Raw genomic sequence first — 25,526 nt, forward strand, 5'->3', positions numbered from 1 at the left:
GCGACCGGCGTACACGATCCGTGACCTGGGCATCCGGGGCCGGTCCGTGCGCGCCGACGTCGCGTCCTGTCCGCCGAACCCGCGCCCCGCGCCCTGGCGTGGTCGGTGCGAGAAAGTGGCCGAGCGTGGCAGCGGAGGACAAGCAGGAGTACGGCGCCGAGTCGATCACCGTCCTGGAGGGGCTGGAGGCGGTTCGCAAGCGACCCGGTATGTACATCGGGTCGACCGGAGAACGCGGCCTGCACCACCTCGTGCAGGAGGTCGTGGACAACGCCGTGGACGAGGCGATGGCCGGCTACTGCGACACGATCGACGTGGTGCTGCTCGCCGACGGGGGCGTCCGGGTCACCGACAACGGCCGTGGTTTCCCGGTCGACCTGCACCCCAAGCTGAAGAAGCCGGGTGTCGAGGTCGCGCTGACCGTGCTGCACGCCGGCGGCAAGTTCGACGGCAAGGCGTACGCGGTCTCCGGCGGTCTGCACGGCGTCGGCGTCTCGGTGGTGAACGCCCTGTCCACCAGGATGGCGGTGGAGATCCACAAGGCCGGCTTCGTCTGGCGCCAGAAGTACGCCAACTCCAAGCCCGATCCGCTGGAGAAGGGTGAGACCACCGACCGCACCGGCTCGGCGGTCTCCTTCTGGCCGGATCCGGAGATCTTCGAGACCGTCGACTTCGACTTCCAGACCATCTACCGGCGCCTGCAGGAGATGGCCTTCCTCAACCGCGGCCTGCGGATCCACCTGCTCGACGAGCGGGTCGCCGAAGGCGAGGAGGGCAAGGTGCGCGAGGTGACCTTCCTCTACGAGGACGGCATCGCCGACTTTGTCCGGCACCTCAACGCCTCGAAGAACCCGATCCACAAGACGGTGGTCCAGTTCGACGCCGAGGAGGCGGAGGAGGGCATGGCGGTCGAGATCGCCATGCAGTGGAACGAGTCGTACGGCGAGTCGGTCTACACCTTCGCCAACACGATCAACACCCACGAGGGCGGCACCCACGAGGAGGGCTTCCGCAGCGCGCTGACCAGCGTCGTCAACCGCTACGGCGCCGAGAAGAAGCTGCTCAAGGGCGACGAGAAGCTCTCCGGCGAGGACATCCGCGAGGGGCTGGCCGCGATCATCTCGGTCAAGCTGACCAACCCGCAGTTCGAGGGCCAGACCAAGACCAAGCTGGGCAACACCCCGGTGAAGAGCTTCGTGCAGCGGGTCTGCAACGACCGGCTGGTCGACTGGTTCGACCGGAACCCGGCCGAGGCCAAGATGATCATCACCAAGGCGTCCCAGGCGGCCCGGGCCCGGATCGCCGCCCAGCAGGCGCGCAAGCTGGCCCGACGCAAGTCGCTGCTGGAGTCCGGCTCGATGCCGGGCAAGTTGGCCGACTGCCAGTCCACCGACCCGCGCGAGTCCGAGGTCTTCATCGTCGAGGGCGACTCGGCCGGCGGTTCGGCCAAGCAGGGCCGCGACCCGCGTACCCAGGCGATCCTGCCGATCCGCGGCAAGATCCTCAACGTGGAGAAGGCCCGGATCGACCGGGTGCTCAAGAACAACGAGGTCCAGGCGCTGATCACCGCGCTGGGCACCGGCATCCACGACGACTTCGACATCGAGAAGCTGCGCTACCACAAGATCGTGCTGATGGCGGACGCCGACGTCGACGGCCAGCACATCCAGACGCTCCTGCTCACCCTGCTGTTCCGCTTCATGCGGCCGCTGGTCGAGCTGGGCCACGTCTACCTGGCCGCCCCGCCGCTCTACAAGATCAAGTGGAACAAGAAGGGCGACGACGCCCAGTACGCGTACTCCGACCGGGAGCGGGACGGGCTCATCGCGCTGCGCCAGCAGAAGAAGGCCAACGCGCGGCCGGACGACATCCAGCGGTTCAAGGGTCTCGGCGAGATGAACTACCCCGAGCTGTGGGAGACCACGATGAACCCGGCCACCCGTACGCTGCGCCAGGTGACCCTGGACGACGCGGCAACCGCCGACGAGCTGTTCAGCGTGTTGATGGGTGAGGACGTCGAGGCGCGCCGGTCCTTCATCCAGCGCAACGCCAAGGACGTGCGGTTCCTCGACATCTGACCGGCCGGTGGGCCGACCGTGATCCACCGGTCGGCCCACCGATCCACAGAGTTATCCACAACTTGGCCGGTTTCCACAGCGGTTATCCACAGCACGAAACCGACTCTGAGTCTGATAAGGGTTAACAAGTGACGGATCTTCCCGAGCCCACCCCGAACGAGCCGGAGACCCCGGAGACACCGGCCGCGGTCGTCGTCCAGCACGACCGGATCGAGCCGGTCGGCCTCGAGGTGGAGATGCAGCGCTCCTACCTCGACTACGCGATGAGCGTCATCGTCGGGCGGGCGCTGCCGGACGTCCGGGACGGGCTCAAGCCGGTCCACCGCAAGATCCTGTACGCCATGTTCGACTCGGGTTACCGGCCGGACCGCGGCTACGTGAAGTGCTCCCGGGTCGTCGGTGACGTGATGGGTCAGTTCCACCCGCACGGCGACTCGGCCATCTACGACGCGCTGGTCCGGATGGCCCAGCCGTGGTCGCTGCGGTATCCGCTGGTGGACGGCAACGGCAACTTCGGTTCGCCCGGAAATGACCCGGCTGCGGCGATGCGTTACTGTCTGACCCAAGATGTCCGTATTCGTACCGCCGAGGGCAGCGTGCGGATCGGCGACGTCGTGCCGGGCGCCGCGCCGAGCAGCGAGACCGACGTCGAGCTCAAGGTCCGCGACCGCAACGGCGACCTGGTCCGCGCCTCGAAGTTCTTCCACTCCGGCGAGCACCCCACGCTGCGGCTGCGCACCCGTGAGGGGTACGAGCTGACCGGCACCCACAACCACCCGGTGCTCTGCCTGGTGGACGTGGCCGGCGTGCCGACCCTGCTGTGGAAGCTGCTCGCCGAGATCTCCCCCGGTGACCGGGTGGTGCTCCAGCGCACCGTGCCGGACGAGATCGGCTACCCGATGCTCGAGCACGTCGAGGCAGCCGTCCTCGCGGGTGCGTTCGTCTCCGAGGGCTGGGTGTCTGAGGGGCGGGCCGGTTTCAACAACGTCGACCGGGAGTTCTTCGTCCGGGTCTTGGCGGCCTACGATCTCGCCGTCGGTGGTCCCCGGTACGTCAGCGAGCGGGTCATCGCCTCCGGGAGCACCCTGCCCGAACTCGACGTCCAGGACCTCTCCGCGCTGCGGAAGAGCTTCCTGGGCGAGCTGGTCGGGGCGCGCAGCGCCGCCAAGTTCGTACCCGAGTTCGTCTGGCAGGGGCCGGCCGCGGTCAGGCGGGCCTTCCTCCAGGCGCTCTTCGAGGGCGACGGCTCGTCCTCGCTGTTGCCCCGCAACACCATCCAGGTGTCGTACTCGACCCGCAGCGCGCGGCTGGCCCGCGAGGTGCAGCAGCTCCTGCTGGAGTTCGGCGTGGTCAGCAAGCAGTGCCGGTACGACGACGGCGAGATCAAGGTCGTGATCACCAACCGGCGTGACGCGCGGATCTTCGCCGCCCACGTCGGCTTCCTCGGCCGCAAGCAGGCCAAGCTGGAGTCGGAGCTGGCGCAGGTGCCGGCGACCAGCCGGGCGCTCGCCGGGGACTTCGTGCCGTTCGTCGGGGACTTCATCCGCGAGCACGGCGCAACGCGCTGGACCGAGCGGGACTGGCTGCGCCGGCACAACGTGGACCGGATCGAGCGCTGGGAGCGGGACCGCGACGAGATCGCGGCCCGGGTCACCGAGCCGGGGATCCTCGACGTGGTGGAGCCGCTGGTCGACGGTCGCTTCTACTACGCCGAGGTCGCCGAGCTGGTCGACGCGGGGGTGCAGCCGGTCTACAGCATCCGGGTGGACACCGACGACCACTCGTTCGTCTCCGACGGGTTCGTCAGCCACAACACGGAGTGCAAGCTCGACCCGCTGGCGATGGAGATGCTGCGGGACATCGACGAGGACACCGTCGACCTCCAGGACAACTACGACGGCCGGGCCAAGGAGCCCACCATCCTGCCGTCCCGGATCCCCAACCTGCTGATCAACGGCTCCGAGGGCATCGCGGTCGGCATGGCCACCAAGATCCCGCCGCACAACCTGCGCGAGATCGGCGCGGCGGTGCAGTGGTGCCTGGAGAACCCGGAGGCCGACGAGGCCACCACGCTCGAGGCGCTGCTGGAGATCGTCAAGGGCCCGGACTTCCCCACCTACGGCCTGATCGTCGGCCAGCAGGCCATCCAGGACGCGTACCGCACCGGGCGGGGCTCGATCCGGATGCGTGCGGTGGTCGAGGTCGAGGAGGACAAGCGGGGCCGGCCGGCGCTGGTGGTCAGCGAGCTGCCGTACCAGGTCAACCCGGACAACCTCGCCGAGCGGATCGCCGAGCTGATCAAGGAGGGGAAGCTCGCCGGGATCGCCGACATCCGGGACGAGTCCTCCGGCCGTACCGGCATGCGGATCGTGCTCGTCCTCAAGCGGGACGCGGTCGCCAAGGTGGTGCTGAACAACCTCTACAAGCACACCCAGCTCCAGGAGACCTTCGGCGCCAACATGCTGGCGCTGGTCGACGGGGTGCCGCGGACGCTGAACCTGGCCCAGTTCCTCCGCTACTACGTCGAGCACCAGATCGAGGTGATCCGGCGGCGGACGGCGTTCCGGCTGCGCAAGGCCGAGGAGCGGGCGCACATCCTGCGCGGTCTGTCCAAGGCGTTGGACGCCCTCGACGAGGTGATCGCGCTGATCCGGCGCTCGCCCACCGTCGAGGACGCCCGGCAGGGCCTGGTCCGGCTGCTGGAGATCGACGAGATCCAGGCGACCGCGATCCTGGACATGCAGCTGCGCCGGCTGGCGGCCCTGGAGCGGCAGCGCATCCTGGACGACCTCGCCAAGCTCGAGATCGAGATCGCCGACCTCAAGGACATCCTGGCCAAGCCGGAGCGGCAGCGGCAGATCGTCTCGGAGGAGCTCGGGGAGATCGTCGCGAAGTGGGGCGACGAGCGGCGTACGAAGATCATCCCGTTCGACGGCGAGGTCTCCATGGAGGACCTGATCGCCCGCGAGGACGTGGTGGTCACGATCACCCGCACCGGGTACGCCAAGCGGACCAAGGTGGATCTCTACCGCTCGCAGCGGCGCGGTGGCAAGGGCGTCAGCGGGGCGACGCTGCGGCAGGACGACATCGTCAGCCACTTCTTCGTATGCTCCACCCACGACTGGATCCTGTTCTTCACGAACAAGGGGAGGGTCTACCGGGCCAAGGCGTACGAGCTTCCCGAAGCCAGTAGGGTGGCCAAGGGCCAGCACGTGGCCAACCTGCTCGCTTTCCAGCCGGACGAGCAGATCGCCCAGATCATCGAAATCCCCAACTACCAGGTGGCGCCCTACCTGGTACTCGCCACGAAGAACGGCCTGGTGAAGAAGACGCGGCTCGAGGAGTTCGACTCCAACCGGTCCGGCGGCGTCATCGCGATCAACCTGCGCGATGAGGACGAGCTGGTCGGTGCTGTCCTGGTGGGCCCGGAGCAGGACCTGCTGCTGGTCTCCAAGAACGCGCAGGCGATCCGGTTCAACGCCACCGACGAGGCGCTGCGGCCGATGGGTCGGGCCACGTCGGGGGTGATCGGCATGCGGTTCAGCGAGGAGGACGAGCTGCTCGCGGTCGAGGTCGTGCGGGAGGGCCTGGACGTCCTGGTGGCGACGAACGGCGGGTACGCGAAACGTACTCCGATCGAGGAATACCCGGTCCAGGGCCGGGGAGGTAAGGGCGTGCTGACTGCGAAGATCACCGAGCGGCGGGGTGGTCTGGTCGGTGCGGTGGTGATCGACCCGGACGACGAGCTCTTCGCGATCACCAGCAACGGTGGTGTCATCCGGACTCCGGTGAAGCCTGTACGCCGTACGCGTGACCGGAACACAATGGGGGTCAAGCTGATGGACCTCCCGGACGGCGTGACTATCGTGGCGATTGCTCGCAATGCCGACGAGCCTGACGAACAGGACTAGTTGATGACGGAGACACAGGCGAAGTCGGGGAACAAGGGGACCTCGGCCAACGCGGTCGACGAGGAGTCCGCCAACGGCGGCACATCGGCGACCGGTCGGGCGGCCGTCGGCCGTGCCACCGTCCCCGGCGACGCGCCTGCCCCGAAGTTCACCCGCGCCCCGGGCATGGCGCCGCCGCCGGACAAGCCCGGGGAGGGTTCGGGGTCCAGCGAGGAGACCGAGGTCGCGCCGGCGGTCGAGGCGACCTCCGCCGCGAACCCACCGGCCGCCGCCGACCGCACCCCCAGCGCCACCCAGCCGATCAAGGTCGGCGCCGGGCAGGCCGCCGCCAAGTCGACCACCGCCACCGGCACCCAGCCGAGGGTGGGGACGACCGGCACCCAGGCCCGGGTCTCGTCGGCCAAGCCGCAGCAGGACACCGCCCGGCCCGCCGCCGGCCGCCCCGCCAGCGGCGGGGGGCTCCCGCCGGGCGTGGGGGCCAGCGCCGTCGGGGCCGCCCGGGTCGGTGACGCGGTACGCGCCGCGCGTACCTCGGTCACCTCGGCCGCCTCCCGCGGGCCGCGCCGGGCCCGGCTGAACCTCAAGCGGATCGACCCGTGGTCGGTGATGAAGTTCGCCTTCGCCGTCTCCGTGGTGCTCTTCATCGTGGTGGTCGTCGCCACCTCGGTGCTCTACCTCGCGCTGGACGCGATGGGCGTGTTCAAGAGCGTCAACGACAGCCTGACCGACCTGGTCAACGCCGGCGGCGGGGAGAGCACCAGCGGGTTCCGGATCACCGCGAAGGGCGTCATCCTCAGCTCGGCCCTGATCGGCCTGGTCAACGTGGTGCTCTTCACCGCGCTGGCCACCCTCGGGGCCTTCGTCTACAACGTCTGCGCCGACCTGGTCGGTGGCATCGAGCTGACGCTCGCCGAGCGCGACTGACGATCGGACCGGGAACGCCGGGACACCGCCGACGCGGTGTCCCGGCGTTCTTTCGTTCCCGGGTCCTGGAGGCTCCGGGATGCGGCGGCTGGGCCTTTCCCGGGCTCCGGATGGCCCGGGATGACCGCAAACCGCGCCGCGTGGAGCGGCGGGGTCGGAAAGGGGTCGCTCCCGGCGCCGGGCGGCGGGTACGGTCGGGAGAGCGCGCGGGCGCCACGGCGGACCCCGATTTGGGGGCGGCTGCGGCGATGGGTTAACCTTGCTCGTCGCTACGCGGGGCTATAGCTCAGTCGGTTAGAGCGCAGAGCTGATAACTCTGAGGTCGCTGGTTCGATTCCAGCTAGCCCCACCGCACGTCCTTCCCGACGGCAGTCGAGCGCGAGGGGTCGCCCCATGTTCAAGAAGCTTCTGTTCCTGGTCGGCATCGTCGGCGCGGCTGCCGTGGTGGCCCGGAAGGTCAAGGCTTCCAACGACGAGCGCGCTCTCTGGCACGAGGCGACCACCGCGCCCGACCTGCGCTGACGGTCCGCTCGTCCACTGCCAGCACGCGCGGCACCTGCCGTACGCGGGGCCCTAGCTCAACTGGCAGAGCACTGCCTTTGCAAGGCAGGGGTTAGGGGTTCGAGTCCCCTGGGCTCCACCAGCACTTTCCCCGGTGAACCTCGGGTCGGAGTACAGCCAAGCGGTCACGCCGTTCCCGCGCGGATCCCCGCTCACCTCCAATTTGGCTGGCTGGCCCGGAGATTGCCGCGTTCACTGGGCACCGTGAGCCCCGAACAATCAGCCGGCCTGGTCGTCCGCCTCGTCACCGACACGACGCCCCGCCCTCTCGTGATCGCCGTGGACGGGCCCAGCGGCGCAGGAACCAGTACCCTCGCCGAAGTACTCGCCACGCGACTGGATGCCAGCGTGGTCCACGTCGATGACTTCTACCGAGACATGCCCCACGAACGACGCTGGGCATTGAGCCCCGAGGAGGGGCTTCAGCAGTACTTCGACTGGCAGCGCCTCCGCCGGGAGGCACTCGAACCCCTGAAGTCGGGCCAGCCAGCCCACTATCGGCCGTACAGCTGGCTACCGACCGGAGGGCTGGCACCGCGATCCATCGCGCTGGCCGCTCGACCGGTCATCATCGTCGAAGGGGTCTACGCCGCTCGCCCCGAGGTAAAAGATCTCATCGACCTGGCCGTCCTTGTCGAGACCCCCCGAGCGGAGAGGTTCCGACGTCTCACCGCCCGGGGTCACGGCAACCAGCACTGGTGGTCGCGCTGGGACGCAGCCGAGACGCTCTACTTCACCCGGGTGCGCCCCACCGACACCTTCGACCTTGTCGTGCCGGGTCATTGATCGGCGCCGACCGTCCGGTCCGACCTGCCGCCGGCCGGTGTCAGGTCCAGATCCGCAGCAACTCCCGAACGAGCTCCACGGCGAAGGCGACCAGTGTGGCGCCGGCGACGGCGCGCATGACCGCGCGGGCCACCCGGCTGCCGCCGGTGCCCTCGGCAAGGCGGCCCATCATCTCCGTCCGCGCGTCCAGCGAGTACGGATTGGTGCTCGTATCGACGAAGTCGCGCCTCAACCAGGCGCGGTCGGGGTGCGGTTGCTGGAACGTGCCCATGCGGCGAGTGTGCGCCCGCACGGCAAGGATCACCAGCGCCGGACCGACAACCGGGTAGTTGTCGGGCTGTCGGTGCAACCCCTCCGGGTGTGCCTGCCGTCGTGCGGGTGGAGGCAACGGGAGGGAGCAGCGTGAAGAGGTCCGAGGAGGACGACTTCCGGGCGTTCGTCGGTGCTCGGATGAACCGCTGGCGGCGGGCGGCGTACCTGCTGTGCCACGACTGGCACGCGGCGGACGACCTGGTGTCCATCGTCGTGGGCAAGCTCTACCGGCACTGGCGCAAGGTGAGCGCGACCGACAACCCGGACGCGTACGCGCAGCGGATGTTGACCAGGTCGTGGCTCGACGAGCGCCGCCGGCCGTGGCGGCGGGAGCAGCCGGTGGTGGCACCGCCGGAGAGCGGCTGGACGTCTCCGGACCGGGTCGGTGACCGGGACCAGTTGACCATGCTGCTGGCCGGACTGGCGCCACGGCAGCGGGCGGTCGTGGTGCTGCGCTTCTATCTCGACCACTCGGTCGAGGAGACCGCGGAGCTGCTGGGCATCTCCGCGGGCACGGTCAAGAGTCAGTCGGCGCGAGGGCTGGAGACGCTGCGCGCCCTCGCCTACTCAACGGGGAGCATTCCGTGAATCAGCAGGTCTTCGACGAGTTCATCGGCACCCCACCGCCGTCGACGGTCGACGTGGACCGGATCATCGAGCGCCAGCGGCGGGGAAGTCTGCTGCGTCGGGCGGCGGGAGCGGGTTCGGCGCTGGCGGTTGCCGGGGTCGCGGTCTCCGTCGGCGTCGCCCTGGGCGGGGGCGCCGGGCCTCGGCCCGCACCGCCGGCGGCGGCTCCGACGGTTCCGGTGTCGGCCGTTCCGTCGGCGTCCGCGTCGGCTGCGGGTCTGCGGCTCGATCCGAGCAGTCCGCAGGCGATCCAGCGGACCCTCGACGGGCTGCGGGTGGCGCTCGAGGAGGCCGTGGCCGGGGCGGCGCCGGACGTGCGATGGATCTACATGCCGGACGTCCCGGGCGAGAAGCGGCTGCCGGACGGTCACCCGGCCATGCGCGCCGAGCGGGATCCGGTCGGGTTCGTCGCCCGCTCCGGGCTGGCCCGCCGCGGCGGGAAGGCCGGCCTGTACATGTGGGTCCGGCCGTCCGGCTGTGGCTCGCCGGGTGCCACCGGCTCCACCTCCTGCTCACCGCCGATCGAGTGCGACGACAGCATGGAGCCCGGTTCGTGCCACGCGTCCACGACCCCCGACGGCCTGGAGGTGGTGGAGACGACCGAGACCACCCCGGCCAGGGCGGGCGGGAAGTACCGCTTCTATCAGGTGCAGGTGAAGCTGCCGCAGGGCTATCACCTGCGGCTGCTGGCGGTGAACTACTTCGGCGGCGACGGCAGCGCGGTCAGCACCGCGACGCCGTTGCTGACCCGGGCCGAACTGCGGAGCGCCGCGACCGCCGTGGCCTCCCGGGTCGCCCGCTGACCCCGTCCCCACTGGGCCCGGGAGGTCGCCTGCGGGACTTCCCGGGCCCGACCGGGGTGTCCGGCCCGTACCGGCCGGCGGGGTGTCCGGCGCGGGCGGGACTGGACGGCGGGCGCTACGGTGCCAACCGTGGGAGCGATCAAGCCGTGGCACCTGTCGGTCATGTTCCTCTGCCTGCTGCTGCCGCTGCTGGCGGCGGCCGGCGGCGTCTGGGTCGCCCGGCGCCGGTCCCGCGACCGCCGCTGACCGTCGCCGCAGTGCAGGGCGTCAGTTCAGTTCGGCGGCGACCCGGTTGATGTCCTTGGTCAGCTGCGCGTAGCCGGCGTCGGTCAACTTGCCGCCCTTGTTCAGCTCGGTGAGCTTGTCGCGGAACTTCTTGATGTCGTCCTTCGCCCGCTGCGGGTCGTCTGAGGCGCGGTCCTTGGCGATGGCGTCCACCTTCGCGTACAGGTCCCTGGCGGCGTCCGGGCTGAGCTGACCGGTGTCCACCTGCTTCTTGATGGAGAGTCGGATGGCCACGATCGGGTCGCTCGGCGGGGGCGGCGAGGGCGAGGGGCTGACCGTGCGTGGCGGCTTGCTGGCCGGAGCGCTGGTGGGCGCGGCGCTGCGGGTGGCCGGCGCGGCGGAGGTGGTGCGGGTCGACGGTGCGGGCGTACTCGGTGGGGCCTCGGTGGTTGCCGGCGCGGCGGTGACGGTGACGACCGGGCTCGGCGCGGCCTGGGTGACGACCGCGGCGGTCGGCGCCGCGACCGGCGGCGGTGTCACCGGGTCGTCGTCCTCGCCGGTGAGCTGACTCGCGACGACCACGGCGAGGAGCGCGACCACGGCGAGCACGCCCAGCACCGCGGCGAGGCCGTGCCGTTGCCGGCGCCGGTCCGTCGGCGGGTCCGCCCGGTCGACCGCGGGTCGGGCGTCCGGGCGGGGAAACGGGACACCTCCGGCGACCGGCCACGGCCCGGCCGGGTGCGCCGGGCCGGCGGCGGCGGCCGCCGCCGCCGGGGCCAGCGGCACGGATGCGGCGTGCGCACCGGGCAGCTCGGCCCGGATCGCGGCCAACCGGTCCCGGACCTGGGCGGCGTCCGCCGGCCGGTCGGCCGGTTCCTTGGCGAGCAGTTCCGCGACCAGGGCGTCCAGTGCCGTCGGTACGTCGGCGCGGCGGCTGCTCGGTGCCGCCGCCGGGTCGTGCAGGTGCTGGTGCAGCACGTGCAGCGGGTCACCGGTGAACGGTGGGATGCCGGTGAGCATGGCGTAGAGGGTGCAGCCCAGCCCGTACAGGTCGGTGCGGGAGTCGACGGCCCCGCCGACGGCCTGCTCCGGGGACATGTAGGAGCTGGTGCCGAGCCGGGTGGCCGCGTTGGTGAGGGTGTTCTCCCCGTCGTGGGCGAGCCGGGCGATGCCGAAGTCGCAGATCTTCACGATGCCGGTCGGGGTGACGATCAGGTTGCCGGGCTTGATGTCCCGGTGCACCACGCCCGCCTCGTGGGCGGCGACCAGCCCGTCACAGGTCTGCTCGGCGATGGCGACCGCCTGCGCCACGGGCATCGGCCCGCGGCCGATCAGCGCGGAGACGGTCGCCCCCTCGACCAGCTCCATCACGAGGTACGGGTCGCCGTCGTCGGTGCCGAAGTCGTAGACGGCGACGATGTGCGGGTGGGTCAGCCGGGCCACCGCCCGGGCCTCCCGGTCGAACCGGTCCAGGGCGGTCGGGTCGTCGAGCCCGGCACCGGTGAGCACCTTCACCGCGACGGGGCGGTCCAGTCGCAGGTCCCTGCCCCGCCAGACGGCGGCCATGCCACCGCTGCCTAGCAGCTCCTCGGTCCGGTAACGCCCACCCAACAGTCTCGACACCGCCTCCATGTTTCCATCCGCGCCCCTCGCTACACCGCCCGCGCTCGGCCGGTGGGCGGAATCGGACAGCATGCGCCCGCCAGCCCGGGGTACGAGACAGGAGACCACGATCCCTGAAAGTGAGGTGTGACGCCGATGCCGACCGCACGCGACATCATGACCAGCGACGTGACCTGCGTCCGTGAGCAGGACGACCTCCGGGTGGCCGCCCGCCGGATGGCCGAGCTGGGTGTCGGGGCGCTGCCGATCTGCGGCGACGACAACCGGCTCAAGGGCATGCTGACCGACCGCGACATCGTGGTGAAGGTGCTCGCCGAGGGGCGGGACCCGGGCAACGTGACCGCGGGCGAGCTGGCCCAGGGCGAGGCGGTGACCATCGGCGCCGACGACGATGCCATCGAGATTCTGCGCACCATGGGCAAGCACCAGGTACGCCGGCTGCCGGTGATCGACGGGCACGAGCTCGTCGGCATCGTGGCGGTCGCCGACGTGGCGCGCTCGCTGCCGGAGCGCCCGGTGGGTGACCTGATCGAGGCGATCTCCGAGCGGGGCTGACCCGCCGACGTCCAGCTGTCGCCGCCGTCCCGGGTTCCGGGGCGGCGGCGATCGGCGTCTCCGGCGGCGGGTCGAGCGGGCCCGCCGGGAGCCGGCGGGTCAGGCGGGTGGGGTCAGTGGGACGGTCTCGCCGCGGGCGACGGTCCGTACGGCGGAGACCAGGCCCCGCCGGCGGGCCTCGTCGACGAAGTGCCGCAGCGGCGACCGGAAGACCGGGTAGTCGTCGTAGTGGATCGGCACGGTGAGCTTCGGCCGGACCAGCTCGACCAGGTCGGCGCCCTGCCGGGCGTCCATGGTGAGCAGCACCCCGGCGATCCGGGTGCCGCCGAGGTGGATCAGCATCGCGTCGATGTCCGGGAAGCGTTCCGGGATCTCGGCGAGCATGGGTCGGTGCAGGGTGTCCCCGGTGACGTAGAGGCGGAACTGCCGCTCGCCGTCACGTTCCAGGTCGATCAGGCTGCCCATCACGTCGGGCAGCAGCCGGTCCAGCGCGCCCGGTCCGTGCCGGCCGGGCAGGGCGGTGACCCGCAGCGTCGAGCCGTCCCGGTGCAGCTCGTGGGAGCTCCAGGTGGGCAGCCCTTCGGCCGCCCGGAAACCCCACCGGCGCAGCTTCCGCCGGGCCTCGGGCGTGGTCAGGACGGGCAGTTCCCGGGCCAGGCCGTGGCGGGCCACCCGGTCGAAGTGGTCACCGTGCAGGTGGGAGAGGACCACCGCGTCCAGCTGCGGCAGCTCGGCGATGCCCAGCGCCGGGTCGGTACGGCGTTTCGACCACATCCCGTACCCCAGGTAGGCCCGCTGCCCACGGTGCAGGAAGTTGGGGTCGGTGAGCAGGGTGAACCCGCCCATCCGCAGCACCGTCGTCGCGGTGCCGATGAACGTCACGTCCGGTTGCGGGGTCACCATGCCGTCGCGGTACCCCCGATCCAGGCCGCCAACCGGCGTGCGGGCGGTCAGCCTCAACCGGTCGGCGTCTCCGCGTCGTCCGGCCCGTCGGAGGCGTCGTCGGGTTCGTCTGGGGCGTCGTCGGGTTCGTCGTCGGGCGTGGAGCGGCCGTCGGGCGAGGTGGCCGGGAAGCGTTCCACCAGGCGGGTCAGGGCGCCGTTGGCGAAGGTGGCGCCGAGCGCCGAGCCGGCGGCGATGCTCCAGCCGACCGGGCCGAGCGGGGTGCAGCCGAAGAACTGGCTCACCCCCGGCGTCTGCACCACCGCGACCAGGACGCCGATCGACGCCGCGGTGGACGCCAGCACCGTCGGGCTGGTGCCCCCCGCCAGCACGGTCTGGCCGAGCTGGGTGCCGATCAGCGAGGCGAGCGCCACGGTGCCGGCCCGACGCCGGGTGCCGGTGTAGCGGGCCACCGTCCAACCGGCGGTCGCGCCCAGCGTGGTCGCCGCCGCGCGCAGCCCGATCTCGCGGGTCATGGTGCCGCCAAGGGACCGGTCCGGCCCCTCCCGGAGCAGGTTGTCGGCGTGGTCGCCGCCGGGTGGCCGGACCGCGATGGCCAGTGCCGGCGCGAGGTCGGTGAGCAGGTTGACCAGGAGCAGCTGCCGGCCGTTGAGCGCGGACCGGCCGGTGGTGGCGGCGCTGAGTACGCTGAACGCGATCTCGCCGAGGTTGCCGCCGACCAGGATGCTCAGCGCGTGGCGTACCGAGGACCACATCGCCCGGCCCTCGACCAGGGTGGCGATGATGGTCTCCAGCCGGTCGTCGGTGACCACCAGGTCGGCCGCCGCCCGGGCCGCCGGGGTGCCCCGCTGGCCGAGGGCGATGCCCACGTCGGCCAGCCGGATGGCCGGGGCGTCGTTGGCGCCGTCGCCGGTCATCGCCACGGTCCGGCCGGCCTTCTGGAGCGCCTGGATGATCCGTACCTTGTGGGCGGGGGTGCACCGGGCGACCACGTCGACGTGGGCCAGCCGCTCGCCGAGGGCGTCGTCGTCGAGCTGGTCGAGTTCGGTGCCGGTGGCGACCCGCTGCGGTTCGTGGTCCGGGCTGATGATCGAGGCGATCGCCTCGGCGGTGGCCGGGTGGTCACCGGTGATCATGATGGTGTGCACGCCGGCCGCCCGGATCCGGCGGACCGCGGGGGCGGCGCTCTCGCGTACCCCGTCGGCGAGCGCCAGGAAGCCGACGAAGACCAGGTCACGGACGTCGGAGTCGGTGATGTCGGCGGTGCCGGCCCGGCACTCGGCGACGGCCAGCACCCGGTGTCCCGCCCCCGCGCTGTCGGCGAGCGTGGCGCCCAGCCGGTCCCGGCCCTCCTCGTCCAGCGGCTCGTCGCGGCCACCCGGGGACCGCCACGCCGTGCACCGGGGCAGCACGGTCTCCGGCGCTCCCTTCACGCTGAGCAGCAGCTGGCCCCCGGTGCGCCCGACGGTGGCGTGGTAGCCGCGGGACGGCTCGAACGGCAGCCCGCCCAGCGCGGTCCAACCGTCCGCCCCGGTGTCGGTGCCCACCCCGGCGCCCCGGGCGCCGCGTAGCACCGCCCGGTCGGTGTGCTGGGGCAGCTCGTCCGGGTCGTCGGCGGCCGGGGTGGCCCGCAGCCCGGCGGCGAGGGCCCGGCGCAGCCCGTCGTCCAGTCGGTCGATCGGGGCGTACCGGCCGTCCTCGCCGACCCCGGCCAGCAGCAGTTGCCCCTCGGTGAGGGTGCCGGTCTTGTCGAAGCAGAGCACGTCCACCCGGCCCAGCGCCTCGATCGTGCGCGGGTTGCGGACCAGGGCGCCGTGCTCGGCCAGCCGCCGGGCCGCCGCCAGCTGCGCGGCACTGACCAGGAACGGCAGCCCCTCCGGCACCGACGCCACGGCCAGGTTCGCGGCGGTCGCGGCCGTCTCGGCCAGGGGTACGCCCCGAAGCAGTCCCGCCCCGGCCACCGCCACCGCGGAACTCACCGCCAGCGGCACCGCCGTGCTGGTCAGCCGCCCGAGGCGGGCCTCCACGCCGCCGGCGGGCGGGGTGCGGCCGGCCAGCGCCATGCTCCGCCCGGCCTCGGTCTCGGTGCCGGTCGCCACCACCACGGCGGTGCCCCGCCCGGTGGCGATGGTGGTGCCCTCGTAGAGCATGGACCGGCGGTCGGCGACGGCCGCCGCCACCACCGCCTCCTCGGTCTTGCCCACCGGCAGCGACTCCCCGGTCAGCGACGACTCGTCGGCCTCCAGACCGACCGCGGTGAGCACCCGGCAGTCGGCGGGCACCGCGTCCCCCGGGCCCAGCACGACCACATCCCCGGCGACGAGCTCCTCCGCCGACACCACCTGCTCGTCGCCGTCGCGGCGGACCCGGGCGGTCACCGCCGTGCGGGACAGCAGCTCGGCCAGGGAGCGTTCGGTGTTGCGCCGGTGCACCGCCCCGACCAGGGCCGACCCGCCGACCACGCCGCCGACCAGACCGGCGTCCACCAGGGAGCCGAACGACGCGGAGAGCACCGCACCGGCCACCAGGACCGGGGTGAGCGGGTTGGCCAGCTCGTCGACGAACGCCCGGAGCAGGCCGCCCGGCCCGGGACCGCCGTCCCCGGCCCCGCCGTGCCGCTGCTCGGCCTCGGCGGCGGTCAGCCCCTCGGGGTGGGAGTCGAGCTGACGCAGCACCGTGTCGGTCGGCATCAGGTGCCAGGCGGTGGTGACCGGAACCGGCTCCCGGGCCGGGTCGGGCAGCCGGCGGGCCCGCCACACGCCGTGCGCGAAGGCCAAGGCGGCGGCGCCGTTCACCGACGACAAGGTCCGCCCGGGCAGCAGCGCCGGGTCGGCGGTGAACGCGCCCAGCGCACCGAGGCCCGTCCCGGCCAGGGCGAGCCGGATGTTCTGGCCGGTCATCCGGCGGGCCACCCCGGCCGCCTCGATCAGCAGCGCCGGGATCCGCAGGTCGTCGCCGACCAGCAGGTGCGCGCCCCAGGGCGGCGGGTCCTCCGGGTCGGCCAGCCCCAGCCCGCAGTCGGCGGCGCCCAACGCCGTCGGGTCGCCGGAGACCAGCATCACCACGGCGCCGTCGCGTTGCAGGGCACGGACCGACTCGGTGAGCCGGGACCCTCCGGGGCGGACGTCGTCGGCGAAGGCGTACCTGTCGGGTTCGTCGCCGGCCACCACCAGCCGCAGCCCGGCCGCCCGGGCCGCCGCCGGCAGCGCGGCCACCCCGGGCGCCGGCTCCTCCTCCACCCGCAGCACCGCCACCAGCCGACCGTCGTGGGCCAGCCCGAGCAGCCGGCCGTCGCCGTCGCGCAGCCGCCGGCTGTCCGGGGTGTCGTCGGGTTCGTCGGCGTCCAGCCGGTCCAGCGGCCCGAGCCGCCAACCGTCGGCGTGCTGGAGCCGGTCGGGGGCGTCCGGGTCGAAGAGCGCGAACGCGCGGCCGGCCACCTCGCCGGTGTCCGCGCCGGCCAGCGGGGCCAGGTCGGCCAGCACGCCCCGGCCCGAGCCGAGGACGGCCGCGTCGAGCACCACCGTGTCGACCCGGTCCAGCTCGCGAAGAACCTCGCGGTCCATCGCGATCACGCCGCGCCGGGCGAGGATCCGGCCGAGCTGCGCGGCGTACCCCTCCCGACCGCTCCCCGGGGCCTTGGGCAGGGCGGAGAGCGCCAGCGCGGCGGCCCGCTTGCGGCCCGCCACGGGCAGGGCGGCGGCGCCGACGGCGGCGCCCGCGGCCAGCATCCGGCCGGCGTAGCGCTCGACCGGGCCGTCCGGCTTCGGCACCGGCCGGTCCAGCCGGGGTACGCGGGCCACCGCCCGGTCCGGGTCACCGGTCAACCGGGGCTCGGCCTTCTCCCAGGTGACGAACTGGGCGTGCGCCTCCCCCCACTGCACGATGCGCTGGGCGCCGTCGAGCACGATCCCGGCCCAGCCGCCGGTGAGCCCCTGCACCACCGCCTCAGCGAGCGGGAAGAGGACCTCGGCGCGGGGGTCGGCGCGCAGTCCCCGGCCGGCCAGGGCGTGCAGCTTGGGGTGCAGGTCGACGTAGCCCAGCAGGCCGGCCACCTCCCCCGGCACCGGGGTGAACGGCAGGATCCGGGTGGCCGCGGAGATGGTCAGGCCCAGCGCGTCGGAGACCAGGGCGCCCAGGGTGCGCGGGGTACGCGGGCCCTCCTCCGGCGGGTGCGGGGGCGGGATCTCCGGGTCCGGTTCGTGGTCGCAGCGCTGCTCGGCGCGGGCCACGGTGGCGATCAGGTCACGCAGCCGTGGCTCGGGCTGCGCGACGGCCACCACGACCCGGCCGGAGGGGGCGTTGACCCGGGCCCAGGACACCCCCGGCAGTCGTTCCAGGGCCGCCTCGACCTGCCGGGCCAGCTTGTCGCCGCCGTCCTGGCAGACGCCGTGCACCTCGATGTGGTGGCGGCCGTGCCCGGACCAGACCCGGCGACGGGACAGCCCGGCGGTGCGGGCCAGCCTGGCCGCGGCGGAACCGACGGTCCGGGTGGCCTCACCCAGCACGTCCGGTACGGGGATCGGGGGCACCAGCCGGCCGGCGACCCGGCCCAGCGACGTCATCGAGCGGTACGGCCGGGCTGCCGGCCCCGCTTCCCGGTACCGCCACCGCGATCCCAGCCGTACGCCATGTCGCCTCCCGGTCTCGTCCCGGCGCCCTGGCTTCCCGGCCGGCCGTCCGTTATGCCCGGCAAGCGGGCGGAGTTTCCGGCGGTGGCACGGGCATGGACCGGCCGGTCGGTGGAATCCGGGGTGGACGTGTCCGCCGAGACGGTCGGTGGGCGTGTCCGGCAGGACGGCGTCCGGGGGAGGACGGGATGAGCACACTGACGCGACAGCTCAGCGGGGGCCACGAGATGGTCCGCGCGTACAGCCGGCGGGTGGCGGTTCCGGTGCTCGGTGAGGTGGCGGTGCCGCCACCGGACAAGATCGCCTACTACGCCGGGTTGGGCGTGCTCGCCGCCCTCCAGGTGATCGAGTGGCCGATGGCGCTGGTGATCAGCGCCGGGCACATCCTCGCCGACCAGCACCTGTCCGGGCTGGTGAAGGGGATGGGTGAGGCGTTGGAGACGGCCTGAGGCCTGGGTCACGGGCGGTTGACCTGAATCCAGGTTGAGGTCGCAGGCTGGGGGCATGCCAGCCGTACCGCACCGACCCGTCCCGCTGTCGCGGCGGCGGGGGACGCTGCCCGCGTACCCGATGACCGTCCGCCGCCCGGTGGCCCGGCGGTGACCGCGACGGCCTCGCCGGTCGCGGCCGGCGGACGGCTCTACGAACCGCGGCTGCGTGCGATGACGGCGGGCATCGTGGCGCTGGTGTCGCTGCTGGCGTTCGAGGCGCTGGCCGTCGGCACCGCGATGCCCACCGTGGCGCGCAGCCTGGACGGCCTCGGCGGGTACGCGCTGGCGTTCGGTGGCCCGTTCGCCTCCGGGGTGGTCGGCATGGTCGCCTCCGGGCTCTGGTGTGACGCCCGGGGACCACGGGCCGCGATGTGGTCCGGGCTGGCCTGCTTCGTGGCCGGGCTGCTGCTCGCCGGCGCCGCGACGACGATGGGGACGCCCGGACCGGCGGGGTACGCGGCGACCCTGGCGGTGGCCGCCGGGTGTGCGCTGGTCGGTGTGCTGCTCGCCGGCCGGGTGGTGCCGGCCTGACCCTCCTCCTCGCGGCTGGGTCGGGCGTGGGGTCGTTCGGCCCGGAGACCGGGCGGCGCCCGGGTCGTCGCCGAGCGGTTCGGGCCGGTGGGTGCGAGGATCGCTCCCGTGATGGGGACGCTGAAGACCGAACCGGCCCGGACCCGACTGGACCTGCTCGCACCGCCGGTCGCTGCCGCGATCGAGCAGTGGCCGGCCGAGGCGCCGGTGGACGTGGACGACGTGCTGGTCGCGCCGATCGACGCCGAGCTCGCCGACACCGCCGCCTTCTGCGCCGCGTACGAGGTGGAGTTGGCGGAGTCGGCGAACTGCGTGGTGGTGGCCGGCAGGCGCGGCGGCGAGATCCGCTACGCGGCCTGCATGGTGCTCGCCACCACCCGGGTCGACGTCAACGGCGTGGTACGCCGGCTGCTGGACGCCCGCAAGGCCAGCTTCGCCCCGATGGACGAGGCGGTCGAGCTGACCGGGATGGAGTACGGCGGGATCACCCCGATCGGGCTGCCGGAGTCCTGGCCGATCCTGGTGGACGCGCGGGTGATCGCCACGCCGCACGTCGTGATCGGGTCGGGCGTACGGCACAGCAAGATCGCCCTGCCGGGGCCGGCCCTCGGCGCGCTGCCCGGCGCGCAGGTGGTCGAGGAGCTGGCCAAGCCGGCCTGAGATTCACGCGCCTCGATGTTGTTGCACGTGAAACATCAAGATCATCAATCCGGTGGTCGGCGCTTCCGGTGCGGTGTCAGGCGTCAGGCGGTGCCGGACTCGCGTCGGCGCACCTCGTCGAGGGCGGCCAGCAGCGTCTCCGGCTCCTGGGCGCCGGTGACGGCGTACTTCCCGGCCAGCACGAAGGTCGGCACGCTGCTCACCCCGAGCTGATGCGCGGCGGCCAGGTCGGCGGCGACCTCGCGGCGACCCAGGTTGGACTCTAGGTGCTCGCGCGCCTCGGTCTCGTCCAGCCCCACGTCGGCGGCGAGCTTCACCAGCGCGTCCCCTGAGCCCACGTCCACGCCGTCGGAGAAGTGCGCCCGGTAGAGAGCCTCGACCAGTTCGGCGCCACGACCCCGCTCGGTGGCGAAGCGGACCAGCCGGTGCGCCTCGAAGGTGTTCGCCGCCACCGCGCGGTCGAACCGCATGTCCAGTCCGACCGAGGCGCCCACCTGGGTGACCTGCGTGGCCATCTGCTGGGCGCGGTCGGAGCCACCGAACTTGTCGCCGAGCGCCTCGAGCAGCGGCTTCGGCTCGGTCACCGGCGTCGGGTCGAGCTGGAACGGCCGGTACCGGACCGTCACCTCACCGTCGTACGACTCCAGGGCCTGCTCCAGCCGGCGTTTGCCGATCCAGCACCAGGGGCAGACGACGTCGGCGTAGATCTCGATCTCCATGGAACGGGTCAACCCGCCGCTGCGCTGATCTGTTCCCGGACCTGGCGCTTGAGCCGGGCCAGGATGGCGGTGCCGCCGCGTACCCGCAGTGGACTGATCACCTGGGCCAGTCCCATCCGCTGGTAGAGGTCGTCCGGCACGGCCAGCACCTGCTCGGCGTTCGCGCCGGCCAGCCCCTCGGCGAGGATGCCGGCGAACGCCCGGGTGGTGGGCGCCTCGGGCGGGCAGTCGAACCAGGTGATGACGGTGCCGTCCGGCTGCACCTGCGCGTGCAGGAAGAACGCCGTCTGGCACTCCGGTACCTGCTCCATGCCCTCCCGGGACATCTCGGCGGGCAGCGGCGGGATGACGTCGGCGTACTCCAGCAGCAGTTCCAGCACCAGTTCGTGGGGAGCGCCGGCGAACTCGTCGACGATCTCGGCCAGCTTGGTCGGCATCTCGGGCATCCCGCCAGGCTACTGCGGGCCGAGGTGTCAAGGAGGGGCCCCTGCCATACCGGAGGCGTCAGGAAGGGGCCCCTTCCTTCATGCGTTGGGGGCGGCCTCGCTGATGTCGGCCAGGGCCGAGCTCGGGTCGAGCTGCATGGCCAGGTCCCCCAGGGAGACGATGCCGACCAGCTTCCGGTCGGTGTCGCAGACCAGCACCCGCCGGATGTTGCGCTCCCGCATCAGGGCCGCCGCCTCGTTGGCGGTGGAGTGCTGCTCGATCATCACCACCTCACGGGTGATGATCGAACCGATGGTGGTGGTCGCCGGATCGGCCCGGTCGGCAACCGCCCGGACCACGATGTCCCGGTCGGTGAGCAGCCCGGCCAGGGTCGCGCCGTCGGTCACCACCACGTCGCCGATGTCGGACTCGCGCATCACGCGGGCCGCCTCGTCCAGGGTGGTGTCCGCCGACAGGTAGATGACCTGTCTGGTCATCACGTCACTGACCCGGTATGTCATGAGAGCCTCCAGCACACAAGCGAAGTAGATCCCCGACCGGTACCCAACAGCCCGATCGTTACACCCGTTCCCGGTGCGCCCCGGCGAGCCGTTCCCACACGTCGGCCACCGGCACCTCGGTCCGCTCGCCGGTCGCCCGGTCGCGCAGCTCGACGTACCCCTCGGCGAGCCGGCGGCCGACCACGACGGCCCGGGGAATGCCGATCAGCTCGGCGTCGGTGAACTTCACCCCCGCCGAGACGTGTGTGCGGTCGTCGACCAGCACCCGCAGGCCGGCTTCGGCGAGGCGTTCGCCGAGGTCGAGGGCCGCGTCGAGCTGCGGCCCCTTCCCGGCGGCGATCAGGTGTACGTCGCAGGGCGCGACCGCCGCCGGCCAGACCAGCCCCCGGTCGTCGTGGTGCTGCTCGGCGATCGCCGCGACCGCCCGGGACACCCCGATGCCGTAGCAACCCATGGTGGGTCGGACCGGCTTGCCCTGCGGGCCGAGCACGTCGACGGCGAACGCGTCGGTGAACCGGCGGCCGAGCTGGAAGATGTGCCCCACCTCGATCCCCCGCCGCATGGTCAGCTCGCCGTCGCCGCAGGCCGGGCAGGGATCGCCGGGACGCACCTCGGCGGCCTCGATGGACCCGTCCGGCGTGAAGTCGCGCCCGCAGACCACGTCGGTGGCATGCCGCCCGGGCTCGTTGGCGCCGGTCAGCCAGGACGTGCCGGTGACCACCCGGGCGTCGGCCAGGTAGCAGATGCCGTGCTTGGCGAGCAGCTGCGGCCCGAGATAGCCGCGGACCAGCTCGGGGTGGGCGGGCCAGTCGTCGAAGACCGCCACGGTGGCCGGGTGCAGGGCCGCCTCGACCCGCTTCAGGTCGACGTCGCGGTCGCCGGGGAGGCCGATCACCAGCGGTTCGGCCTGCTCGGCGCCGGGCCGGCGGACGGTCAGCACCACGTTCTTCAGGGTGTCGGCAGCGGTCCAGTCGGTCCGGCCCGCCAGCCCGCGGGCGTTCGCCAGCTCGACCAGGGACGCGATGGTGGGCGTCTCCGGGGTGTCGTGCACCTCGGTGGCCCGGTGCGCGTGCGGGTCGCCGGCGGCCGGGGCGCGGGTGGTCACCGCCTCGGTGTTCGCCGCGTAGGCGCAGCTCGTGCAGCCGACGAAGGTGTCCTCGCCGACCGGCGTGGCCGCCAGGAACTCCTCCGACGCCGATCCGCCCATCGCGCCGGAGGCGGCGTGCACGGTGGTGAAGTCCAGCCCGAGGGCGGTGAAGATCCGCGCGTACGCCGCCCGGTGCCGGTCGTACGCGGCCCGCAGGCCCGCCTCGTCCAGGTCGAAGGAGTACGCGTCCTTCATCAGGAACTCCCGCCCGCGCAGCACACCGGCCCGAGGCCGGGCCTCGTCGCGGAACTTCGTCTGGATCTGGAACAACGTCACCGGGAAGTCCCGGTACGAGGTGAACAGGTCCTTCACCAGCAGCGCGGCCATCTCCTCGTGGGTCGGGGCGAGCAGGTGCTCGGCGCCCTTCCGGTCGGTGAGGGTGAAGATGTCGTCGCCGTACTCCGTCCACCGCCCGCTGGCCCGGTACGGCTCGGCCGGCAGCAGCGCCGGGAAGTGCACCTCCTGGTCGCCGATCGAGGTCATCTCCGTACGGATGATCTCGGTGACCCGGTCCAGCACCAGCTTGCCCAGCGGCAGCCAGGTGTAGCCGCCCGGTGCGGCGCGGCGGACGTAGCCCGCGCGGAGCAGCAGCCGGTGGCTCGGCACCTCCGCATCGGCCGGGTCCTCGCGCAGGGTCCGGAGCAGCAGGGTCGACATGCGCAGCAGCATTGCCGCAGCGTACGACCGCAGCGGGGCGGCATGCGAACCCTTTCGCCGGGGTCGACGGGCCCACGTTGACCACCGCCGTCCTATATGGTCGGCCGTGCTCCTGCCCGCTCCAGAGTTCGGGACCGGATGAAACCCACCCAGCTTCCGGCTGGAGCGGGATGCAGCCGCTGATCCAGGCGACCGCCCACCTTCGCCCCGTCCGGTTCGCCGGGCAGGGTGGAGGTCGTGCATAGCACGCCAATAATCCGGATCGCTCGATATGTCAGAAGAGTGACAGACGTCAACCGGTCAACTCGCCTAGTCTCGCCGAATGACGGGGGTAAGTTTTCACGAATTCCGCATCACCGATTCCCAGCGGCTCGACTTCCATTACGAAATCGACAGCGAAACCGAGAAGAAGACCGGGGAAATCCACTTCCAGTCCAACATCCCGATCCCGTTCGACCCGGATTCGGTGGCGCTCGCACTGTCCACCATGTGCGGCTCCGCCTACCGCCGGGTGCGGATGGATCTGCGGGTGTCGCCGCGGGCCAGGAAGGTCGTAGAGTCGTTCCTGCGCTGCGAACTCTCCGCGCCGGCCCGAGGTGGGGTGACGCCCGAGCGGCGACGCAGGGGAAACGTGCTCAGCTTCAGCGGCGGCTTCGACTCGCTGGCGGCACTGCGACTCATGCCCGACGACACCAATCTCGTGTCGATGGACTTCGGGGGCCGTTTCTCGACGGAGAAGCCGTTCTTCGACAAATTTCGTCCGACGGTCATCTCGACGAACATCGTCGGCACCGACTTCCAGCGCAACTCCTGGTCGTTCATGGGGATCGGCGCGATCCTGACGGCACCGATCCACGCGGCGAAGTACATGACCTTCGGCAGCATCCTGGAGGCCGGCGTCGACAACCTGCGCCGGCTCCCGCTCACCAGCCGCGGCCAGACGTTCCCCCCGTTCGCCGGGGCCGGCTACCGCAACGCGCCGTACGTCGCGGGCATCACCGAGATCGGCACGGCGATGATCCTGGTGACCTACTGCCCCGAGGTCGTCAACGACTCGCTCGCCTCGCTGGCCCTGCCCGGCGAGGAGAAGCTCTACCGGAAGTACGTCCTGGCCAGCATCGCGGCCGAGCGGGCCGGGCTGACGGTCGACCTGAAGGAGCCGCCACCGCCCGCCACCAGGCGGCCGTTCGGCCGGAACTTCACCGCCGACTTCCTCTCCCTCTACATCCGCAGGTTCGGCGGGGCGCAGGTCCGCGACGCCTTCCTCACCGACGTGCCGGCGGAGATCGACGCGCTGTCGGAGCGGCTTGCGCTGACCTTCTACGAGCGGATCAACACGACCATCATGCAGAAGTTCCCCGTCGAGCTGGCCGGAGGGCTGTACGAGCGGGCGGCGGTCGCCGGGCTCGTCCCGTACACCGAGGACGACTGGCGGGAGTACATGATCGTCCGGGACGCGCTGGCGCCGTACCACCCGACGGTGGCGCGCTGAGCCGACTATTCCCCCTCTCCGTCGGGCCGGGCCGGACGCTCCTCCACCGCGAAAGGGTTGCCGTCGGGGACGAGATCGAGGTGTCGGATGGTGGCTGCGGGAGCCGGCAACCGCCCCGGAGAAACGCGCGTCTTGGCTGGTGTCAGATCGACCCCCACCGGTCAGGAGCCATCCGATGAACCTCGTCACCCCCCCTAGCCTCCGGGCCGCCGTCCGCCGCTCGCGGGTCCTGTTGGGCGCCACGGCCCTGCTGCTGGCCCTCGCCGCCGCCGGTTGCACCGCCGCAACCGGCGCCGCCCAGACCGCCACCACCCCCTCGGTGGCCGGCACCGCGCCTTCGGTGGACGTCACCCCGTCGCCGACGCCGTCGGTCGACCCCCCCGCCTCGGCGGCCGCGACCCCGACGGCCGCCACGGCCGCGCCGAGGACTCCGACCCGATCCGCGAGCGCCCGCCCGTCCGTTGGTTCCCGGCTGGTGTTCGACCCGGATGGGCTGGGTGAGTTGAAACTGGGCATGACGAAGAAGCAGGCCCTGGCCACGGGGATGATCAAGAGTTTCCAGGAGAAGCCGGCTGGTTCGAGTTGTCCTTCGATCGCGGAGTTGAAGGGCACCGGGGGTTCGGTGTGGTGGTCGACCAAGCTCGGCGTGGTGGTGATCTCGCCGGCGTCGGGGGTCGAGACGGTGCAGGGGTTGCACGTGGGTTCGTCTCGGGATGACGTGGTGAGGGTCTACCCCGAGTGGGCGGTCAGTGGGGACGACAACGGGCGGCTGAACGTTGCGGTGCCGGGCAACCCGGACGCGCGGTTCCGGATCGAGATGGCGAACCAGAAGGTGACCTCCATCGCCCTCCAGGATGCCAAGCAGGACTGCTACGAGTAGGCCGGGCAGACCACCCGAGACCCGAAGGGGCGGCACCGACCACACATCGGAGCCGCCCCTTCGGCG

General features: G+C 72.3%; 21 protein-coding genes and 2 tRNA genes. 15 read left to right on the forward strand and 8 right to left on the reverse strand.

All coding sequences use genetic code 11. The annotated features are described in order from the left end of the window. Positions 1 to 125 precede the first annotated feature (125 nt). The 7 genes from gyrB to GA0070564_RS25355 all read left to right on the forward strand — a co-directional run bounded on the left by gyrB (position 126) and on the right by GA0070564_RS25355 (position 8,260). A complete protein-coding gene (gyrB, locus tag GA0070564_RS25330; RefSeq protein WP_091614124.1) occupies positions 126 to 2,078 on the forward strand; it encodes a DNA topoisomerase (ATP-hydrolyzing) subunit B in 1,953 nt (650 codons plus the stop codon). Between the two features lie 128 nt (positions 2,079 to 2,206). Beyond that, the gene (gene gyrA / locus GA0070564_RS25335; protein WP_091614127.1) at positions 2,207 to 5,989 is read left to right on the forward strand and encodes an intein-containing DNA gyrase subunit A; all 3,783 of its coding nucleotides are present in this window, start codon (positions 2,207 to 2,209) and stop codon (positions 5,987 to 5,989) included. Positions 5,990 to 5,992: 3 nt separating this feature from the next. Then, complete coding sequence (locus GA0070564_RS25340) at positions 5,993 to 6,913, forward strand: DUF3566 domain-containing protein (RefSeq protein ID WP_091614131.1); 921 nt, start codon at positions 5,993 to 5,995, stop codon at positions 6,911 to 6,913. Positions 6,914 to 7,188: 275 nt separating this feature from the next. Further along, positions 7,189 to 7,262: transfer RNA gene (locus GA0070564_RS25345), tRNA-Ile, on the forward strand. Positions 7,263 to 7,306: 44 nt separating this feature from the next. Then, positions 7,307 to 7,435, forward strand: coding sequence for a DLW-39 family protein (locus GA0070564_RS29650; RefSeq protein WP_218104999.1), 129 nt, complete (start codon positions 7,307 to 7,309; stop codon positions 7,433 to 7,435). 45 nt (positions 7,436 to 7,480) lie between these two features. Beyond that, positions 7,481 to 7,556 (forward strand) — tRNA-Ala (locus GA0070564_RS25350). Between the two features lie 122 nt (positions 7,557 to 7,678). Continuing rightward, positions 7,679 to 8,260: a uridine kinase family protein gene (locus GA0070564_RS25355; RefSeq protein WP_176730835.1), complete on the forward strand. Its 582-nt coding sequence runs from the start codon at positions 7,679 to 7,681 to the stop codon at positions 8,258 to 8,260. 40 nt (positions 8,261 to 8,300) lie between these two features. Here GA0070564_RS25355 and GA0070564_RS25360 read toward each other — a convergent pair whose 3' ends face one another. Further along, positions 8,301 to 8,531, reverse strand: a complete 231-nt coding sequence (locus GA0070564_RS25360; RefSeq protein WP_141714864.1) for a hypothetical protein — start codon at positions 8,529 to 8,531, stop codon at positions 8,301 to 8,303. Between the two features lie 131 nt (positions 8,532 to 8,662). Between GA0070564_RS25360 and GA0070564_RS25365 the strand changes: the two genes are divergently transcribed. Together GA0070564_RS25365 and GA0070564_RS25370 are read left to right on the forward strand one after the other, a co-directional pair. Beyond that, entirely contained in the window at positions 8,663 to 9,160 is a 498-nt protein-coding gene (locus tag GA0070564_RS25365; protein WP_245670230.1) for a SigE family RNA polymerase sigma factor, read from the forward strand. Continuing rightward, positions 9,157 to 10,002 (forward strand): hypothetical protein, encoded by an 846-nt coding sequence (locus GA0070564_RS25370; RefSeq protein ID WP_091614143.1) that lies wholly within the window; start codon positions 9,157 to 9,159, stop codon positions 10,000 to 10,002. Before GA0070564_RS25365 ends, GA0070564_RS25370 begins: the two co-directional genes overlap by 4 nt. Positions 10,003 to 10,269: 267 nt before the next feature. Here the strand turns inward: GA0070564_RS25370 and GA0070564_RS25375 are convergent, their stop codons facing one another. Beyond that, positions 10,270 to 11,850: a serine/threonine-protein kinase gene (locus GA0070564_RS25375; RefSeq protein ID WP_176730836.1), complete on the reverse strand. Its 1,581-nt coding sequence runs from the start codon at positions 11,848 to 11,850 to the stop codon at positions 10,270 to 10,272. Between the two features lie 135 nt (positions 11,851 to 11,985). On the opposite strand from GA0070564_RS25375, the gene GA0070564_RS25380 reads away from it, so the two are divergent. Then, on the forward strand, positions 11,986 to 12,405 hold the full coding sequence (locus GA0070564_RS25380; protein WP_091614150.1) for a CBS domain-containing protein: 420 nt from the start codon (positions 11,986 to 11,988) through the stop codon (positions 12,403 to 12,405). A gap of 99 nt (positions 12,406 to 12,504) precedes the next feature. Here the strand turns inward: GA0070564_RS25380 and GA0070564_RS25385 are convergent, their stop codons facing one another. Both GA0070564_RS25385 and GA0070564_RS25390 read right to left on the reverse strand, forming a co-directional pair. Then, positions 12,505 to 13,308 (reverse strand): MBL fold metallo-hydrolase, encoded by an 804-nt coding sequence (locus GA0070564_RS25385; protein ID WP_091614154.1) that lies wholly within the window; start codon positions 13,306 to 13,308, stop codon positions 12,505 to 12,507. A 53-nt stretch (positions 13,309 to 13,361) separates the two neighbouring features. Beyond that, the gene (locus GA0070564_RS25390) at positions 13,362 to 17,870 is read right to left on the reverse strand and encodes a cation-translocating P-type ATPase (protein ID WP_091614158.1); all 4,509 of its coding nucleotides are present in this window, start codon (positions 17,868 to 17,870) and stop codon (positions 13,362 to 13,364) included. A 254-nt stretch (positions 17,871 to 18,124) separates the two neighbouring features. Between GA0070564_RS25390 and GA0070564_RS25395 the strand changes: the two genes are divergently transcribed. The 3 genes from GA0070564_RS25395 (at position 18,125) to GA0070564_RS25405 (ending at position 19,618) form a co-directional block, all read left to right on the forward strand. After that, positions 18,125 to 18,385 carry a hypothetical protein gene (locus GA0070564_RS25395; protein WP_091614161.1) on the forward strand — a complete coding sequence of 87 codons (261 nt, stop codon included), beginning with the start codon at positions 18,125 to 18,127 and terminating at the stop codon, positions 18,383 to 18,385. A 150-nt stretch (positions 18,386 to 18,535) separates the two neighbouring features. Beyond that, complete coding sequence (locus tag GA0070564_RS25400) at positions 18,536 to 18,958, forward strand: hypothetical protein (protein ID WP_425412535.1); 423 nt, start codon at positions 18,536 to 18,538, stop codon at positions 18,956 to 18,958. Positions 18,959 to 19,069: 111 nt separating this feature from the next. Further along, positions 19,070 to 19,618: a YbaK/EbsC family protein gene (locus GA0070564_RS25405; protein WP_091614165.1), complete on the forward strand. Its 549-nt coding sequence runs from the start codon at positions 19,070 to 19,072 to the stop codon at positions 19,616 to 19,618. 83 nt (positions 19,619 to 19,701) lie between these two features. On the opposite strand, the gene GA0070564_RS25410 is transcribed toward GA0070564_RS25405, so the two are convergent. The 4 genes from GA0070564_RS25410 to GA0070564_RS25425 form a co-directional block, all read right to left on the reverse strand. Continuing rightward, positions 19,702 to 20,337, reverse strand: a complete 636-nt coding sequence (locus GA0070564_RS25410; protein ID WP_091614169.1) for a DsbA family oxidoreductase — start codon at positions 20,335 to 20,337, stop codon at positions 19,702 to 19,704. An 8-nt stretch (positions 20,338 to 20,345) separates the two neighbouring features. Beyond that, positions 20,346 to 20,783 carry a SufE family protein gene (locus GA0070564_RS25415; RefSeq protein ID WP_091614172.1) on the reverse strand — a complete coding sequence of 146 codons (438 nt, stop codon included), beginning with the start codon at positions 20,781 to 20,783 and terminating at the stop codon, positions 20,346 to 20,348. A gap of 78 nt (positions 20,784 to 20,861) precedes the next feature. Next, positions 20,862 to 21,260 carry a CBS domain-containing protein gene (locus GA0070564_RS25420; RefSeq protein WP_245670232.1) on the reverse strand — a complete coding sequence of 133 codons (399 nt, stop codon included), beginning with the start codon at positions 21,258 to 21,260 and terminating at the stop codon, positions 20,862 to 20,864. Positions 21,261 to 21,342: 82 nt separating this feature from the next. Next, complete coding sequence (locus GA0070564_RS25425) at positions 21,343 to 23,100, reverse strand: proline--tRNA ligase (protein WP_091614180.1); 1,758 nt, start codon at positions 23,098 to 23,100, stop codon at positions 21,343 to 21,345. A gap of 310 nt (positions 23,101 to 23,410) precedes the next feature. Here GA0070564_RS25425 and GA0070564_RS25430 point away from each other — a divergent pair, with 310 nt between their 5' ends. Both GA0070564_RS25430 and GA0070564_RS25435 read left to right on the forward strand, forming a co-directional pair. Next, positions 23,411 to 24,580, forward strand: a complete 1,170-nt coding sequence (locus GA0070564_RS25430) for a hypothetical protein (protein ID WP_141714865.1) — start codon at positions 23,411 to 23,413, stop codon at positions 24,578 to 24,580. Between the two features lie 175 nt (positions 24,581 to 24,755). Then, entirely contained in the window at positions 24,756 to 25,460 is a 705-nt protein-coding gene (locus tag GA0070564_RS25435; protein ID WP_091614187.1) for a hypothetical protein, read from the forward strand. The last annotated feature ends 66 nt before the right edge of the window (positions 25,461 to 25,526 follow it).

This window comes from Micromonospora mirobrigensis (genome assembly GCF_900091555.1).
GTDB classification, from domain to species: Bacteria; Actinomycetota; Actinomycetes; order Mycobacteriales; family Micromonosporaceae; genus Micromonospora; species Micromonospora mirobrigensis.